Below are 13,506 nucleotides of genomic sequence, written 5' to 3'. Positions count from 1 at the left end.
CGAAACCTGAAGCAATCATCGTGCCATTTTTATAAATGGCCGTGTATTATATGGTTATCAATAGGTTAGGGCCGCGCCCTGCGCCGCCATGCCACGGATCGCATGGTTTCTGTCAATCCTCTGACGCGTCCAGTTCTTCAGGATGTTGACGCGGATCGCCGCCGCTTCGAGCTGGCCGAGCGTCCGCGTGATCAGCAGGCGCGCGCGTTGTTCGGCGCCCGCCGGGATCGTGCTGTTGCGGAACAGGATGACCGCGGTCGCCAGCGCCTCCGACGCGGCGATGATCGTGCCGGGGTCCTGTCCGTCGAGCGCTTCGACCAGCGCGTCGAGCCGCGCCTGCATCTCGTCCATCTGCATCAGCATGACGTATCCTGGCGCTGGTGGAAATCGAGTATCGCGCCCGCGATGGCGCCGGGATCGACCGTGTAGCGGCCGTCGGCGATCGCGCTGCGCAGCGCGGCGACGCGTTCGGCGTCGACCGGCGCGTCCTGCCCCGCGAGGTCGCGGGCGAGCCCGGCGAGACGCGTGACGGGAAGCGATTCGGCCGCGGGACGGACGGGCGCCGGTGCCTGCGTCGCGGCAGGCGCGCTGCCGCCGATCCTGCGCGCGGTGCCGATGCGGACAACGCCGCCGACCTGCAGCCCGATCTTGCTGTCACCCGACATCTTCGCCTCCATCCTGTGCCGCCGAAAAAGCGACGGAACCGTCTGTGCCTGTCTTAACGGCGAGCGCGGCGACGGATTAAGCGGAAGTTGTGAAAAAGTTAAAAAAAGGACCGGCCCGTCGGATGCGTCGGGTCGGTGACGCAGGGACCAAGGCCGGTGTCACGCCGCTCCGGATCCCGTCTGCGCGGAGACACGTCATGTGTCATCCCCAGAGAGGACCCTGAACTTGTTTGGCGTTTATACCCTTAAGACAGGGACACTGGTGATCCCCGGCGAAAGCCGGGGTCCATGCGAGGCAGGCGCACGTAGCTGAACCCCGGCTTTCGCCGGGGAACGCTCACTTGTCGGAAGGGGATAATTGCCAACTTTTTTCAGGGTCCATGGTCCACCCTCGACCGAAAGACGGCGAAAAAGGAAGGGCCCGGCCATGGATGCTGAAACGAGTTCAGCATGACGAAGGCGCAGGCCAGCCTGTGGAAAGGCCGAATCCTCCCGGACCCTAATCGGCGAGGCGGGCGCGGCCGGGGCCGGTGACGACGGCGCTCAGCATGGTCCTGGCGTCGCTGCCGCGCAGTGCGATCGCTTCGCCGACGCTGCCGTCCTCGGCGGCGACCGCGGTATAGGCGATCGAGAAGCTTTCGGTGTCGATCGAAACGCGGACATGATCGCCGCGGCGGATCGCCGGCGCCGCGGCGGCGGGCCTGGCACTCTGCGCCGTGACCGGCATGGCGCCGGCCGGACCTGTCATCGGGACGCGCAGCCGCCAGCCGAGCGAGGGACAGCGGACCGCGAGCGTCTGGCTGTCGATCGCTGTGATCGACGCCTGCTCTGGACAGCGGGCCAGCTTGATGCGGCGGTCGATCGGGGCGGCGCTGCGGCCCATCGCGTTCGCCACCATCGCGGTGAGCGTGTCGATCGTCTGCCAGTCCTCGGTCGCCTGCTGCGCGCCTGCCGCCGGGATCGCGGCCAGTGCGAGCGCCAGGCTCGCCATCGTCTTCCCCTGCATGACCCATCTCCTTCGTCGGTCCCAAATGCCGGCCCCGCGCGGTGCAGGAAGCGTGCCAAGGACGCGCCGCCGCGCTTTCCCGCGCCCACCGCGCCGCCGCCGTCAAACTTTTGACGAGCCGCCGCGCCGGGCACGGCCGGCCACCGAAACCTTCGCTCAGGCGTTTGAAAAATGGCCGTAATCGGGAATTGGCATGGGCATTGCATCATGTCCCGCGTGTTTTTCCGCATGCCGCTCCGGTCCGTCCGGTTCGAACGGCAGGCGGCGAAAGAAGGATGATGATGATGGCTTCGGAAAAGCTTTTCGGCCTACATGCGACGGCGCTTCAGCTGCGCAGCCAGCGCATGATGCTGATCGCGTCGAACATCGCCAACGCCGCGACGCCCAACTACAAGGCGCGCGACCTCGATTTCTCCAAGGCGCTCGATCTCGCGCAGCAGCAGGGCGGGTCGGCTGGGCAGGCGCTCGAAGGCGCGGTCGCCTATCGCGTGCCGGTGCAGTCGTCGCTCGACGGCAACACCGTCGAGATGGCGACCGAGCAGACCGCCTTCGCCGAAAATGCGCTCGCCTACCGCTCCAGCCTCGCGTTCCTGCAGGGCCGGATCGGCACGCTGACGCGCGCGCTGAAGGGCGAATGACGATGAGCGGCTTCTCGATCTTCGACATCAGCGGGCGCGCGATGTCGGCGCAGCTCGTCCGGCTCAACACCACCGCGTCGAACCTGGCCAATGCGGGGACCGTCGCGGGCAGCGAAACCTCGGCCTTCCGGTCGATGAAACCGGTGTTCCGCACCGTGATGGACGACGCCGGCCGGGCGACCGTGCAGGTCGACCAGGTCGCGACGTCGAAGATGGCGCCGACGAAGCGGTACGACCCGAACAACCCGCTCGCCGACAAGGACGGCAACGTCTGGGAAGCGGCGGTCGATAGCGCCGCCGAACTGGTCGAGATGGTCGAGACCGCCCGCCAGTATCAGAACAATGTCCAGGTCCTCGAAACCGCAAAGGGCCTGATCAACGAAACGCTGCGGTTGGGACAATAAGCGATGACCAGCACCTCTGCCGTCAACGGAAGCAATATCGCCGTCGTGCCGAAGAACAGCGGCACCCAGCTCGGCCAGCAGGATTTCCTGCGGCTGATGACCGCGCAACTGTCGCAGCAGGACCCGTTCAACCCGGTCGACAACCAGCAGATGGTCGCTCAGATGGCGCAATTCTCCAGCCTGGCCGGGATCAGCGAGACCAACACGACGCTGAAGAGCATCGCCGACCAGCTCGGCGCGCAGACCGCGCTGCTCAAGGACATCAAGGCGGCGCAGATCGCCGCGACCCCCACCACACAATCCACGCAGGAAGGATAAGAGCATGTCATTCTATACGTCGCTTTCGGGCCTCAAGGGCGCCCAGACCGACATGTCGGTCATCTCGAACAACATCGCCAACGCCAGCTCGACCGGCTTCAAGCGCAGCCGCGCGCAGTTCGGTGACCTGTTCGCCTCGTCGCCGACCCAGTCGACGCGCATGGTCGCGGGCCAGGGCCAGCGCCTCAACGGCATCATCCAGCAGTTCACCCAGGGTACGCTCGAGGCGAGCGAGAAGACGCTCGACCTGGCGATCGCCGGCGAGGGCATGTTCGTCGTCAAGGGCGAGCCGCCGCGCGAGCAGGTGAGCTATACCCGCAACGGATCCTTCACCCCGACCGCCGACGGCCATATCGTCGATACGACGGGCCAGAAGCTGCAGCTGCTGCCGGTCGACGCCAATGGCGAGGTGACCGACCGCACGCTCGGCGGCATGACCGACATGATCCTGCCGACGGGCGCCCCTTCGGACCCCACCGCGTCGCTGGTCAACATCTCGATCGGGCTCGACGGGCTTGTCACCGCGACCTTCGCCAATGGCGAGGACCAGATGCTCGGCAAGGTGGCGATGGCGACCTTCCCCTCGATGGAAGGGCTGCGGCCGATCGGCGACGCGCATTACCAGTCGACGGGCGAAAGCGGCCAGCCGACGATCGACGCCGCGACCAACGGTCCGATGGGGACGATCCGCTCGGGCGCGCTCGAACGGTCGAACGTCGACATCACCGAGGAACTGGTGCTGCTGATCGCGGCGCAGCGCAACTTCCAGGCGAACGCCAAGGCGATCGAGGGCGCGTCGACGCTGACGCAGACCCTGATCAACATGCGGTCCTGACGCCGCTGTCGCCGCCTGCCGGGAACTGATCCATGGACCGCCTCATCTATACCAGCCTCACCGCGATGCGGGGCAGCATGGCCCGGCAGACGGCGATCGCGAACAATCTCGCCAATGTGCAGACCCCGGGCTTCCGGGGCGAGATGGCCGAGGCGCAGAGCCTGTGGCTGCACGGCGCCGGTTTCGACGCGCGCGCCATGGCGTCCGAAGAGGTGGTCGGCGCCGACATGCGCGCCGGCACCATCGCGGCGACGGGGCGCGACCTCGACATCGCGATGCAGGGCGACGCGATGCTGGTCGTCCAGGCGCCCGACGGCGAACAGGCCTATACGCGGCGCGGCGACCTCCAGCTTTCGCCGAGCGGCCTGCTGACCACCGGCGACAATCATCCGGTGCAGGGCGCACAGGGTCCGATCACCCTGCCGCCCGCCGATTCGGTGAAGATCGACGCCGAAGGGCGCATCTGGGTCGTGCCCGCGGGCGGCGACCCCGAAAACCCGCAGGAAATCGACCGGCTGCGGCTCGCGACCCCCGCGGGGTCGGAGATCGTCAAGGGACTCGACGGCCTGTTCCGCGTGCGCGGCGGCGGCATCCTGCCCGACGATCCGGAGGCGCGCGTCGTCACCCGTTCGCTCGAAGGATCGAACGTCACCGCCACCGCCGCGCTCGTCGAGATGATCGAGGCGAGCAAGCAGTGGGATTCGCAACTCAAGCTGATCAGCGACGCGCGCGACATGGATAGCGCGACCGCCAACCTGATGCAGCTCCCCCGTTAAAGGAGACAGACGATGAGCTTCGGTGCCTTGCACGTCGCGCGAACCGGGCTGGATGCCCAGAGCTTTCGCATGCAGGTGATCGCGAACAACCTCGCGAACGTGAACACCACCGGCTTCAAGCGCGACCGCGCCAATTTCGAGACGCTGGGCTATCAGATGATGACCCAGCCGGGCGCGCCCTCCTCGTCGGAGAACCGCTATGCGGTCGGGCTCAACCTTGGCACCGGGGTCGAGCTCAGCGGCACCGCGCGTATCGACACGCAGGGCACGCTGAACGCCACCGGCAATGCGCTCGACATGGCGATCGAGGGCGCGGGCTTCTTTCAGGTCCAGCTTCCCGACGGACGCACCGGCTATACCCGCGCGGGCAATTTTTCGATGGCCGCCGACGGCACCATCGTGACCTCCGACGGCAAGCCGCTGCAGCCGCAGATCCAGGTGCCCGAGGATGCGACCGGCATCTCGGTCGCCGCCGACGGCACCGTGTCGGCGACCGTCCCCGGTCAGGCCGAGGCCACCGAGCTCGGCCGGATCGAGATCGCGCGCTTCGTCAACCCGTCGGGCCTGCAGGCGATCGGCGACAATATCCTCGTCGAAACCCAGGCCTCTGGCGCGCCGCAGGTCGGCGCCGCGGGCGAGGAGGGGCGCGGCATCCTGCGCGCGCAGATGCTCGAGGGATCGAACGTCAATGTCGTCGAGGAACTCGTCGACATGATCGAGACGCAGCGCGCCTACGAGGTCAATTCGAAGATGATCCAGGCCACCGACGAGATGATGAAAAATGCGACGCAGACTCTCTAGCGCGCTGATCCTGCTGGTCGCGGCGCTGCCCGTCGCGGCGGCGGCGAAGGACCGGGTTCCGGAGGACGCCTTCGCGCCCACCGCGCCCGTGCCGCCGCCTGCCGCGCCGGCCAACGGCGCGATCTTCCAGGGCGGCTATGTCGCGCTCACCTCTGGCGGGCGGGCGGGGCGCGTCGGCGACATCGTCACCATCCAGCTCGTCGAGCGCACCATCGCGTCGAAAAGCAACGCCGCCGGCACCCAGCGCGGCGGCAGCATCGGCCTGTCGCCGCCGTCGACCGGTCCGCTGTCGCTGTTCAACCCGAGCGACATCGGCATGGGCGGCGATCAGGCGTTCAAGGGCAAGGGCGAGGCATCGCAGTCGAACCAGCTCGCGGGCGAGATCAGCGTGACGATCGCCGAAGTCTATCCGAACGGCACGATGCTGGTGAAGGGCGAGAAGCTGCTCACCCTCAATCGCGGCGACGAGCGGGTCCAGATCTCGGGCATCGTTCGCGCGATCGACATCGGCCCCGACAACCGCATCGCATCGACCCGCGTCGCCGACGCCAACATCCGATATGTCGGCAAGGGAGAGATTGCGCGCGCCAGCAAGCAAGGCTGGCTGCAGCGCTTCTTCTCCATGATCAGCCCCTTTTAAAGCGTGAAGGAACCCGCCGTGGCCCAGCGTCCCACCCTGTTCGCCCTCTTCGCCCTGCTGCTCGCGAGCTTCGTTTTCGCGGCGCCGGCGCATGCCGAGCGCATCAAGGACATGGGCCAGTTCCAGGGCCTGCGCGCCAACCAGCTCACCGGCTACGGCATCGTCGTCGGGCTCGCGGGCACCGGCGACGACAGTCTCGACTATGCGACGCTCGGCATGAAGGGCGCGGTGTCGCGCTTCGGCCTGACGCTGCCCGCCGGGATCAACCCGGCGCTCAAGAATGCCGCGGCGGTGATGATCACCGCCGAACTGCCGCCCTTCGCCAAGCCCGGCCAGCGCCTCGACGTCACCGTCTCGGCGATCGGCAAGGCCAAGAGCCTGCGCGGCGGCACACTCGTCCTCGCGCCGCTCTATGGCGCCGACGGCCAGATTTACGCGATGGTGCAGGGCAATCTCGTCATCGGCGGTCTCGGCGTCGATGCCGCCGACGGGTCGAAGCTGACGGTCAACGTGCCGTCGAGCGGCCGGATCGCCGGCGGCGCGACGGTCGAGCGCGCGGTCGACACCGGCTTCGCCGCGGGCGACTGGCTGACCTTCAACCTGCACCAGTTCGACGCGACCAACGCCAAGCGCGTCGCCGATGCGATCAACGCCGCGATGCCCGGTTCCGCCTCGATGATCGACGGTGCCAGCATCGCGATCCGCGCCGCCGGCAATGGCGACGAGCGGATGCGGCTGATCTCGCGGGTCGAGAATCTGACCGTCCAGCGCGCCGAGCCGCCCGCGAAGGTGATCGTCAACGCGCGCACCGGCACGGTGGTGATCAACGGCGCCGTGCGCGTCGGCACCGCGGCGGTGACGCAGGGCAAGCTGACGGTGTCGATCAAGGAATCGCCGACCGTGGTCCAGCCCGCGCCGTTCAGCCGCGGCCAGACGGCGATCGAGCCGTCGAGCGACATCGAGGTCAGCGAGGCCTACCGCCCGGTGATGATGGTGCAGCCGACCGCGTCGCTGTCCGAGCTCGTCGATGCGATCAACCGCATGGGCGTGCCCCCCGGCGACCTCGTCGCCATCCTCGAGGCGCTGAGCCAGGCCGGCGCGCTCACAGCCGAACTGGTGATCATATGACGGCTCCTCTTTCTTCGATCGTGCCAACCGCCGCGCCGGCCGCCGCCGGCGGGGGCGACGGCGGGCTGCGCAAGGCGGCCGAGGCCTTCGAGGCGGTGATCCTGCGCCAGCTCATGGCATCGATGCGCCAGGCGAAGCTCGGCGACGACATCTTCGGATCGAGCGCGACCGACAATTTCCGCGAGATGGCGGATTCGAAAACCGCCGACAGCATCGCCGCGATGCGCCAGTTCGGCATCGCCGACATGGTCGAGGCGCAGTTCCGCGCCCGCGCGGCGGGAGGCGTGCAATGAGCGACCTGCTGGCCATCGGCGCGAGCGGGCTCAAGGCCTATTCGCGCGCGCTGTCGACGATCGGCGACAATATCGCCAACGCCCAGACGCCGGGCTATGCGCGGCGCACGCTCGAGCTCACCGAAAACCAGGCGGCGGGCGACATGCCGCTCTATCGCAGCGCGATCAAGCCGGGCGGGGTGCAGATCAGCGGCGTGACCCGGTCGGTCGATGCCTGGCTGATCGAGGATTCGCGCATCTCTTCGGGCGATGCCGAACGCTCGGCGACGCGGCTCGACTGGATGAACCGCGTCGAGGGTGCGCTGAGCGACGAGACCAACGGCATCGCGACCGGGCTCACCCGGCTGTTCACCACCGCCGACCAGTTGACCGCCGATCCGAACAATCTGACGTTGCGCAGCCAGTTCCTGCAGGCGGTCGACGACGTCGCGTCGGGCTTTCGCACCGCAGCGGGCCAGCTTTCGGGCATGGCCGACGGCATCGCCGGCGCGGCGACGAGCGAGGTCGAGGCATTCAACGCCAACCTCGACGCGCTCGAACAGATCAACATCGGCCTGCGCAAGGCACGGCCCGGCTCGACCAACGAGGCGAGCCTGCTCGACGAGCGCGACCGGCTGCTCGACCAGCTCGCGTCGCAGGCGGGGGTCACCGCGACCTTCGACAATCATGGCGCGGTGACGCTGCGCGCGTCGGGCAGCGGCGACCTGCTGGTCGGCGGCGGCGTGGTCACGCCGATCGCGGTGACGAGCGCGGCCGACGGGCGGCTCGCCTTCACCATCGGCGGCGCGCCCTTTCCGAATGCGACCGGTTCGCTCGCGGGACTGGCCGAGGCGGCGAACCACGTCGCCGACCAGCGCGCCGGGCTCGACACAATGGCGACGCAGATCGCGGGCCAGCTCAACGCCGCGCATCAGGCGGGGCTCGATGCGGGCGGCAATCCCGGCGCGGCCCTGTTCACCGGCACCGCAAGCGCCGCGACGCTGACCGCCGCGCCGCTCACCGCGAATCAGGTCGCGGCGGCGGATGCGACGAGCGGCAACGGCACCATGCTCGCGCTCGGCGCGATGCGCGGCAACGGCGATCCCGAAAGCGCCTGGTCGGGGCATCTCGCCACCCAGGCGCAGGCGACCGCATCGGCGCGGGCGCAGGACGCCGCGGCGACGACGCGCCGCGATGCCGCGGCCGCGGCGCGCGGCGCGGTGAGCGAAATCGATCTCGACCGCGAGGCGGCCGATCTGCTGCGCTTCCAGCAGGCCTATTCGGCCGCGGCGCGGACGATCCAGGTCGCGCGCGAAACCATCCAGACGCTGCTCAGCTCACTTTAAGGGAAAGGCGGTCGCCATGATCAACGCCGTGGGCAATCGCATGACGCGCGAGATCGCGCGCCAGCAGAAACTCGCCGACCAGCTCGAACGCACGCAGGTGCAGATCTCGACCGGCAAGCGGCTCCAGCGCATGTCCGACGACGCCGTCGCGGCGCGCCGCATCGCGACGATCGGCAAGACGCAGGCGAGCATCGACGGCTGGACCGCGAATCTCAACACGGCGACCGCGCTCGCGTCGCAGGCCGACGGTGTGCTCAAGACCGCGAGCGACCTGCTGGGTCGCGCGCGCGAGCTGACGCTTTCCGCATCGACCGGGTCGATGAGTCCGACCGACCGCGCGACGGTCGCCGCCGAACTGGGCGCCATCGCCGACGAGCTCGACGCGCTGGCAGCGACCCGCGATTCGAACGGCGAGCCGCTGTTCGCCGGCAGCGCGGCGCGCGTGATGCGCTTCGATTCGGACGTGACCTTCGCGCCGGTACCCTCGGCCGCCGATGTTTTCGTCGTCGGGGGCAACAGCCTGTCGACCGGCCTGCGCGATGCCGCCGCCGCCGTGGCGGCGAGCGACAGCGCCGGCATGGGCGACGCGCTCGACGCGCTGTCGGCGGCGATCGGCCATGTCGCCGACCAGCATGCCGCGATCGGCCTGTCGGCCGGGCGGCTCGAACGGATCGGCGACGGGCTCAAGGCGCGCGGCATCGCGCTCGCCGACGAGCGCTCGGCGGTCGAGGACACCGACCTGTCGATCGCGATCGCCCAGCTCAACGCCCAGGACCTGACGCTCGGCGCGGCGCAGGCGGCCTTCGCGAAGATCAATCGCCAGACCTTGTTCGATATTTTGAACTGATCGCCCTCAATATCCGGCGCGCGCTGCCGTTAAGCATAAGGCGCCCCCCTTTTTACCGGACCCCCACTGGCCCGATTGGAGTTGACCCCGCATGTTTCCCGTTATCGGCATCGTCGTTCTGATCCTGCTGGTTTTCGGGGGCTTTGCGCTGACCGGGGGCAATCTGGGTCCCGTCATGCATGCGCTGCCGCACGAGATGCTGATCATCGGCGGCGCCGCGGTCGGCTCGCTGATCATCGGCAATTCCGGGCAGGAGCTGAAGGCGCTCGGCGCCGGGCTGGGCAAGGTGTTCAAGGGGCCGCAGTACAAGAAGCAGGACTATCTCGACTGCATCCTGCTCGTCTCGTCGCTGATGAAGATGATGCGGACCGAAGGGCCGGTCGCGGTCGAACCGCATATCGAGGACCCCGCCAGCTCGCCGCTGTTCCAGCAATATCCGAAGCTGCTCAAGGACAAGACGCTCGTCCACCTGATCTGCGATACGCTGCGCCTCGTCGTCGTGTCGTCGGGGACGCTCGATCCGCATGCGGTCGAGGAGGTGATGGACCATGCGGTGAAGACGCACCATCACCACGCGATCAAACCCGCCGACGGTCTGCAGAACCTCGCCGACGCGCTGCCCGCGCTCGGCATCGTCGCGGCGGTGCTCGGCGTCGTCAAGACGATGGGCTCGATCGACAAGCCGCCCGAGATCCTGGGCGCGATGATCGGCTCGGCGCTGGTCGGCACCTTTCTGGGAGTGCTGCTCGCCTATGGCCTCGTCGGCCCGTTCGCGACGCGCGCGCGCGCGGTGATCGAAAGCGACGCCGCCATCTACCAGACGGTGAAGCAGCTCATCATCGCCTCGCTCCACGGCCATCCGCAGCCGCTGGTGATCGAGGCGGCGCGTTCGGGCGTCGCGCATGACAACCAGCCGAGCTTCGCCGAGGTCTTTGATGGAATGAGAGGCCGCTAATGGCCGCGCGCCCCAACACCCCGCTGCGCCCGATCATCGTCAAGAAGGTGATCGAGGAGGCGCATGGCGGTCATCATGGCGGTGCGTGGAAGGTTGCCTATGCCGACTTCGTGACAGCGATGATGGCCTTCTTCCTGCTGATGTGGCTGCTCGGCGCGACGACCGAGAAGCAGCGCAAGGCGCTCGCCGACTATTTCGCGCCGACGATCGTCAAGACCAAGCAGGAAAGTGCCGGGTCGAACGGCATGTTCGGCGGCGATTCGATCATCGCGGCCGACAATTATCCGCACCGCGCGGGCCAGACCGGGACGCGCTCGATCACCATCCCGCGCGACGTCGTCGGCGGGCCGAAGGAGGCGTCGGGACGCGAGCAGGATCGCGAGAAATTCCAGCAGGTCGCCAAGTCGCTGCGCGAACGGGTGCAGAAGAAGGGCGAGCTCAAGCGCCTCGCGCGCAACCTGCGCTTCACCGAAACGTCGGAGGGGATGCGGATCGACGTCGTCGACGACGCCGACTTCTCGATGTTCGTGATTGGCACCAGCCAGCTTACGCCTGAGGGTGCGCGGTTGTTTGCGGAGATCGCGGCGCCGATCGCCGAGGCGCCGAACCAGCTGATGATCCGCGGGCACACCGATGCGGCGCCCTGGTCGGCGCAGGGCGGCATGAACAACTGGCGGCTGTCGGTCGACCGGGCGGAAGTGACGCGCCACTATCTTCAGTTCCGCGGCATCGCCGCCGAGCGCTTCGCGCGCATCGAGGGGGTCGCCGATCGCGAGCCCTATGTCCCCGCCGACCGACTCGATCCGCGCAACCGCCGCATCTCGATCACCCTCGGCTGGCGGACCGCCGCTTATAATTAGTGCCAATCTGGCAGCATATCGGACGGTTAAGAACGCAATTACGTTCCTATTACTTCCATTATGGCAATATCCCTTTGTTTTGAAGGGGTTATGTCGGGATGGATAATCTTTTGTTTACCACTTTCCTCAATCTCTTGCCCATCGCAGAGGCGCCGACGGGGGGCGCGGTGGAGACAAAAATGACCGAGGGTGGGCACAACAAGGCAGCGGCGGCGCTGGAGGCATCGATCATCGGCAGCAGTCCGGCGATCTGTCAGCTTCGCGACATGATCCGGCGCGTCGCGCGGTCGAACGCCTCGGTGATGCTGTGCGGCCCGTCGGGATCGGGCAAGGAACTCGTCGCCCGCGCGATCCACGACGAAGGCGTCCGCGCCGGCAAGGCCTTTGCCGCGATCAATTGCGGCGCCATTCCCTCCGACCTCATCGAATCCGAACTGTTCGGGCATGAAAAGGGCAGCTTCACCGGCGCCCACGCCCGCCGCATCGGCCATTTCGAGGCGAGCGACGGCGGTACGCTGTTCCTCGACGAAATCGGCGACATGCGCTTCGACATGCAGGTGAAACTGCTCCGCGTGCTCGAGGAGCGGACGATCGTCCGCGTCGGCAGCAGCGAGATGCGCCGCGTCGACGTCCGCGTCATTTCGGCGACGCACCAGGATCTGGGCGCCGCGATCGCCGAGGGCAAATTCCGCGAGGACCTGTTCTTCCGCCTCGGCGTCATCGTGCTCCAGGTCCCCAGCCTCGCGAGCCGGGTCGAGGATATTCCGGCGCTGATCCGTCATTTCCAGCGCAAGATGCCCGCCGACGCCAAATGCCGTTACGACGATGCCGCGCTTGCGGTGCTGCTGCACCACGACTGGCCGGGCAACGTCCGCGAGCTGCGCAATTTCGTCGAGCGCGCCAGCGTGCTGCACGGCGGCGAGACGCTCGGCGCCGACGATGTCGCGCGCCTTCTGAACCCCACCGCAGCGCCTGCGCCGCGGCCGGCTGTCCCCAGCAGCCTCGCCGCGGTGCAGGCCAGCGCGGACGACGCCGCCTTCCACGCCGCGCATCCCAAGACGCCGGCGCCGGGGCGTCCGATCGACCTCAAGCGCGAGATCGAGACGATCGAACTCGAACAGATCCACGTCGCGCTCGACCTGGCCGACGGCATCATTTCGGAGGCCGCGCGCCTGCTGACGCTCAAGCGCACGACGCTGATCGAGAAGATGCGCAAATATGGCGTCCACCAACAGGCGGCGTGATCGCCGCACACGGGTTCAGCACCGCTGAAACAAGGGGCTCTGGTCCGCCCCTGCCCAGTCGCCCGGCCGCCCGTCCCCACCTAGGGCGGCCGGGCGCAAGGTCGTTTCGGGCCGCCCCCGAAAGGCCTTTCCTGTATCAGCGCGGCAATCCAGAGCGTGCGCAAACCGCTCTGGATTGCTTCCCCGGATCAGGTCCGGGGTGGCGAAGGGCCGAACAGAAGTCATCAGAGTCCAGAGCGGCGTACCATAAACCTGCACCGCCCCTTATCCGTTCGTGTCGAGCGAAGTCGAGACACCTATCTGTGTGGCGCAAGGCCGATGGGTGTCTCGACTTCGCTCGACACGAACGGGACGATGGGTCGGATCTAAGGCTCGATGCTCTAGCGTAGTTGTCGCCAGGCGGAACTGATCGTCAGGATGCCGTCGAGCAGCTCGACGAGGTCGGATTCGCTGTTCGCGGCGACCGCGGTATCGAGCTTGCGGCGCATGCTGCGGTAGACGCGCGACAGCGACGCGGCGACGTCGCCCCCCGCCTCGTGGTCGAGCCCGGCGTCGAGCGCGATCAGGATCGCGCGCGCGCGGTGCGCGGGTTCGGTGGCCGAGATGCGCTGGCCCTGCCGCACCATCGCGGCGAGCACGCCCACCGCCGTCTCCAGCTCGTCATAGAGCATGGTGACGAGTTCGATCGGGTCGGCCGACTCGGCGCGGCTTTCGTTCTGCAATCTGCGATATTGTCCGGCCGCCCGGACGGTCGATGCGGTCGCTGCCACG

The 13,506-nt window shown here is 67.9% G+C and carries 18 protein-coding genes; 14 read left to right on the top strand and 4 right to left on the bottom strand.

All coding sequences use genetic code 11. The features are described from left to right. Positions 1-57: 57 nt before the first annotated feature. The 3 genes from SGRAN_RS20720 to SGRAN_RS20710 form a co-directional block, all read right to left on the bottom strand. Positions 58-363, bottom strand: coding sequence for a hypothetical protein (locus tag SGRAN_RS20720; protein WP_067186548.1), 306 nt, complete (start codon positions 361-363; stop codon positions 58-60). Next, positions 357-665 (bottom strand): flagellar biosynthesis anti-sigma factor FlgM, encoded by a 309-nt coding sequence (gene flgM / locus SGRAN_RS20715; RefSeq protein WP_076078213.1) that lies wholly within the window; start codon positions 663-665, stop codon positions 357-359. The genes SGRAN_RS20720 and flgM overlap by 7 nt, the downstream gene beginning before the upstream one ends. A gap of 499 nt (positions 666-1,164) precedes the next feature. Then, positions 1,165-1,671, bottom strand: coding sequence for a flagella basal body P-ring formation protein FlgA (locus tag SGRAN_RS20710; RefSeq protein ID WP_067186546.1), 507 nt, complete (start codon positions 1,669-1,671; stop codon positions 1,165-1,167). A gap of 281 nt (positions 1,672-1,952) precedes the next feature. Between SGRAN_RS20710 and flgB the strand changes: the two genes are divergently transcribed. The 14 genes from flgB to SGRAN_RS20640 all read left to right on the top strand — a co-directional run bounded on the left by flgB (position 1,953) and on the right by SGRAN_RS20640 (position 12,735). Continuing rightward, on the top strand, positions 1,953-2,309 hold the full coding sequence (flgB, locus tag SGRAN_RS20705) for a flagellar basal body rod protein FlgB (RefSeq protein WP_067112854.1): 357 nt from the start codon (positions 1,953-1,955) through the stop codon (positions 2,307-2,309). Continuing rightward, positions 2,306-2,713, top strand: coding sequence for a flagellar basal body rod protein FlgC (flgC, locus tag SGRAN_RS20700; protein ID WP_067112841.1), 408 nt, complete (start codon positions 2,306-2,308; stop codon positions 2,711-2,713). Before flgB ends, flgC begins: the two co-directional genes overlap by 4 nt. A gap of 3 nt (positions 2,714-2,716) precedes the next feature. Continuing rightward, the gene (locus SGRAN_RS20695; RefSeq protein WP_067112837.1) at positions 2,717-3,031 is read left to right on the top strand and encodes a flagellar hook assembly protein FlgD; all 315 of its coding nucleotides are present in this window, start codon (positions 2,717-2,719) and stop codon (positions 3,029-3,031) included. A gap of 4 nt (positions 3,032-3,035) precedes the next feature. Continuing rightward, positions 3,036-3,866, top strand: coding sequence for a flagellar hook protein FlgE (locus SGRAN_RS20690; protein ID WP_067186545.1), 831 nt, complete (start codon positions 3,036-3,038; stop codon positions 3,864-3,866). 32 nt (positions 3,867-3,898) lie between these two features. After that, entirely contained in the window at positions 3,899-4,642 is a 744-nt protein-coding gene (locus SGRAN_RS20685; protein ID WP_067112831.1) for a flagellar basal body rod protein FlgF, read from the top strand. 12 nt (positions 4,643-4,654) lie between these two features. Continuing rightward, the gene (gene flgG, locus SGRAN_RS20680; RefSeq protein ID WP_067112820.1) at positions 4,655-5,443 is read left to right on the top strand and encodes a flagellar basal-body rod protein FlgG; all 789 of its coding nucleotides are present in this window, start codon (positions 4,655-4,657) and stop codon (positions 5,441-5,443) included. Next, positions 5,424-6,083 carry a flagellar basal body L-ring protein FlgH gene (locus SGRAN_RS20675; RefSeq protein WP_067186543.1) on the top strand — a complete coding sequence of 220 codons (660 nt, stop codon included), beginning with the start codon at positions 5,424-5,426 and terminating at the stop codon, positions 6,081-6,083. The genes flgG and SGRAN_RS20675 overlap by 20 nt, the downstream gene beginning before the upstream one ends. A gap of 18 nt (positions 6,084-6,101) precedes the next feature. Beyond that, the gene (locus SGRAN_RS20670) at positions 6,102-7,211 is read left to right on the top strand and encodes a flagellar basal body P-ring protein FlgI (protein WP_082737386.1); all 1,110 of its coding nucleotides are present in this window, start codon (positions 6,102-6,104) and stop codon (positions 7,209-7,211) included. Further along, a complete protein-coding gene (locus tag SGRAN_RS20665) occupies positions 7,208-7,504 on the top strand; it encodes a rod-binding protein (protein WP_076077365.1) in 297 nt (98 codons plus the stop codon). The genes SGRAN_RS20670 and SGRAN_RS20665 overlap by 4 nt, the downstream gene beginning before the upstream one ends. After that, positions 7,501-8,829, top strand: a complete 1,329-nt coding sequence (gene flgK / locus SGRAN_RS20660; RefSeq protein WP_067186542.1) for a flagellar hook-associated protein FlgK — start codon at positions 7,501-7,503, stop codon at positions 8,827-8,829. The genes SGRAN_RS20665 and flgK overlap by 4 nt, the downstream gene beginning before the upstream one ends. Before the next feature lie 16 nt (positions 8,830-8,845). Next, a complete protein-coding gene (locus tag SGRAN_RS20655; RefSeq protein ID WP_067186540.1) occupies positions 8,846-9,676 on the top strand; it encodes a flagellin in 831 nt (276 codons plus the stop codon). 91 nt (positions 9,677-9,767) lie between these two features. Then, complete coding sequence (gene motA, locus SGRAN_RS20650) at positions 9,768-10,631, top strand: flagellar motor stator protein MotA (protein ID WP_067112809.1); 864 nt, start codon at positions 9,768-9,770, stop codon at positions 10,629-10,631. Continuing rightward, positions 10,631-11,491, top strand: coding sequence for a flagellar motor protein MotB (locus SGRAN_RS20645; protein WP_067112806.1), 861 nt, complete (start codon positions 10,631-10,633; stop codon positions 11,489-11,491). The genes motA and SGRAN_RS20645 overlap by 1 nt, the downstream gene beginning before the upstream one ends. 179 nt (positions 11,492-11,670) lie before the next feature. After that, complete coding sequence (locus SGRAN_RS20640; protein WP_067186538.1) at positions 11,671-12,735, top strand: sigma-54 interaction domain-containing protein; 1,065 nt, start codon at positions 11,671-11,673, stop codon at positions 12,733-12,735. A 380-nt stretch (positions 12,736-13,115) separates the two neighbouring features. Here SGRAN_RS20640 and SGRAN_RS20635 read toward each other — a convergent pair whose 3' ends face one another. Beyond that, a complete protein-coding gene (locus SGRAN_RS20635; RefSeq protein ID WP_067186536.1) occupies positions 13,116-13,505 on the bottom strand; it encodes a flagellar export chaperone FliS in 390 nt (129 codons plus the stop codon). Position 13,506 lies beyond the last annotated feature (1 nt).

The sequence above is a fragment of the Sphingopyxis granuli genome, from assembly GCF_001559015.1.
GTDB classification, from domain to species: domain Bacteria; phylum Pseudomonadota; class Alphaproteobacteria; order Sphingomonadales; family Sphingomonadaceae; genus Sphingopyxis; species Sphingopyxis granuli.
Note: the sequence above shows the minus strand (reverse complement) of the source record. Positions and strands in the feature narration are given on the sequence as shown.

What these genes read in the sequence shown, in the direction of transcription:
- SGRAN_RS20720 (WP_067186548.1), bottom strand. Translation starts at nt 363, where the DNA reads ATGCTGATGCAGATGGACGAGATGCAGGCGCGGCTCGACGCGCTGGTC.
- flgM (WP_076078213.1), bottom strand. Translation starts at nt 665, where the DNA reads ATGTCGGGTGACAGCAAGATCGGGCTGCAGGTCGGCGGCGTTGTCCGC.
- SGRAN_RS20710 (WP_067186546.1), bottom strand. Translation starts at nt 1,671, where the DNA reads ATGCAGGGGAAGACGATGGCGAGCCTGGCGCTCGCACTGGCCGCGATC.
- flgB (WP_067112854.1), top strand. Translation starts at nt 1,953, where the DNA reads ATGATGGCTTCGGAAAAGCTTTTCGGCCTACATGCGACGGCGCTTCAG.
- flgC (WP_067112841.1), top strand. Translation starts at nt 2,306, where the DNA reads ATGACGATGAGCGGCTTCTCGATCTTCGACATCAGCGGGCGCGCGATG.
- SGRAN_RS20695 (WP_067112837.1), top strand. Translation starts at nt 2,717, where the DNA reads ATGACCAGCACCTCTGCCGTCAACGGAAGCAATATCGCCGTCGTGCCG.
- SGRAN_RS20690 (WP_067186545.1), top strand. Translation starts at nt 3,036, where the DNA reads ATGTCATTCTATACGTCGCTTTCGGGCCTCAAGGGCGCCCAGACCGAC.
- SGRAN_RS20685 (WP_067112831.1), top strand. Translation starts at nt 3,899, where the DNA reads ATGGACCGCCTCATCTATACCAGCCTCACCGCGATGCGGGGCAGCATG.
- flgG (WP_067112820.1), top strand. Translation starts at nt 4,655, where the DNA reads ATGAGCTTCGGTGCCTTGCACGTCGCGCGAACCGGGCTGGATGCCCAG.
- SGRAN_RS20675 (WP_067186543.1), top strand. Translation starts at nt 5,424, where the DNA reads ATGCGACGCAGACTCTCTAGCGCGCTGATCCTGCTGGTCGCGGCGCTG.
- SGRAN_RS20665 (WP_076077365.1), top strand. Translation starts at nt 7,208, where the DNA reads ATGACGGCTCCTCTTTCTTCGATCGTGCCAACCGCCGCGCCGGCCGCC.
- flgK (WP_067186542.1), top strand. Translation starts at nt 7,501, where the DNA reads ATGAGCGACCTGCTGGCCATCGGCGCGAGCGGGCTCAAGGCCTATTCG.
- SGRAN_RS20655 (WP_067186540.1), top strand. Translation starts at nt 8,846, where the DNA reads ATGATCAACGCCGTGGGCAATCGCATGACGCGCGAGATCGCGCGCCAG.
- motA (WP_067112809.1), top strand. Translation starts at nt 9,768, where the DNA reads ATGTTTCCCGTTATCGGCATCGTCGTTCTGATCCTGCTGGTTTTCGGG.
- SGRAN_RS20645 (WP_067112806.1), top strand. Translation starts at nt 10,631, where the DNA reads ATGGCCGCGCGCCCCAACACCCCGCTGCGCCCGATCATCGTCAAGAAG.
- SGRAN_RS20640 (WP_067186538.1), top strand. Translation starts at nt 11,671, where the DNA reads ATGACCGAGGGTGGGCACAACAAGGCAGCGGCGGCGCTGGAGGCATCG.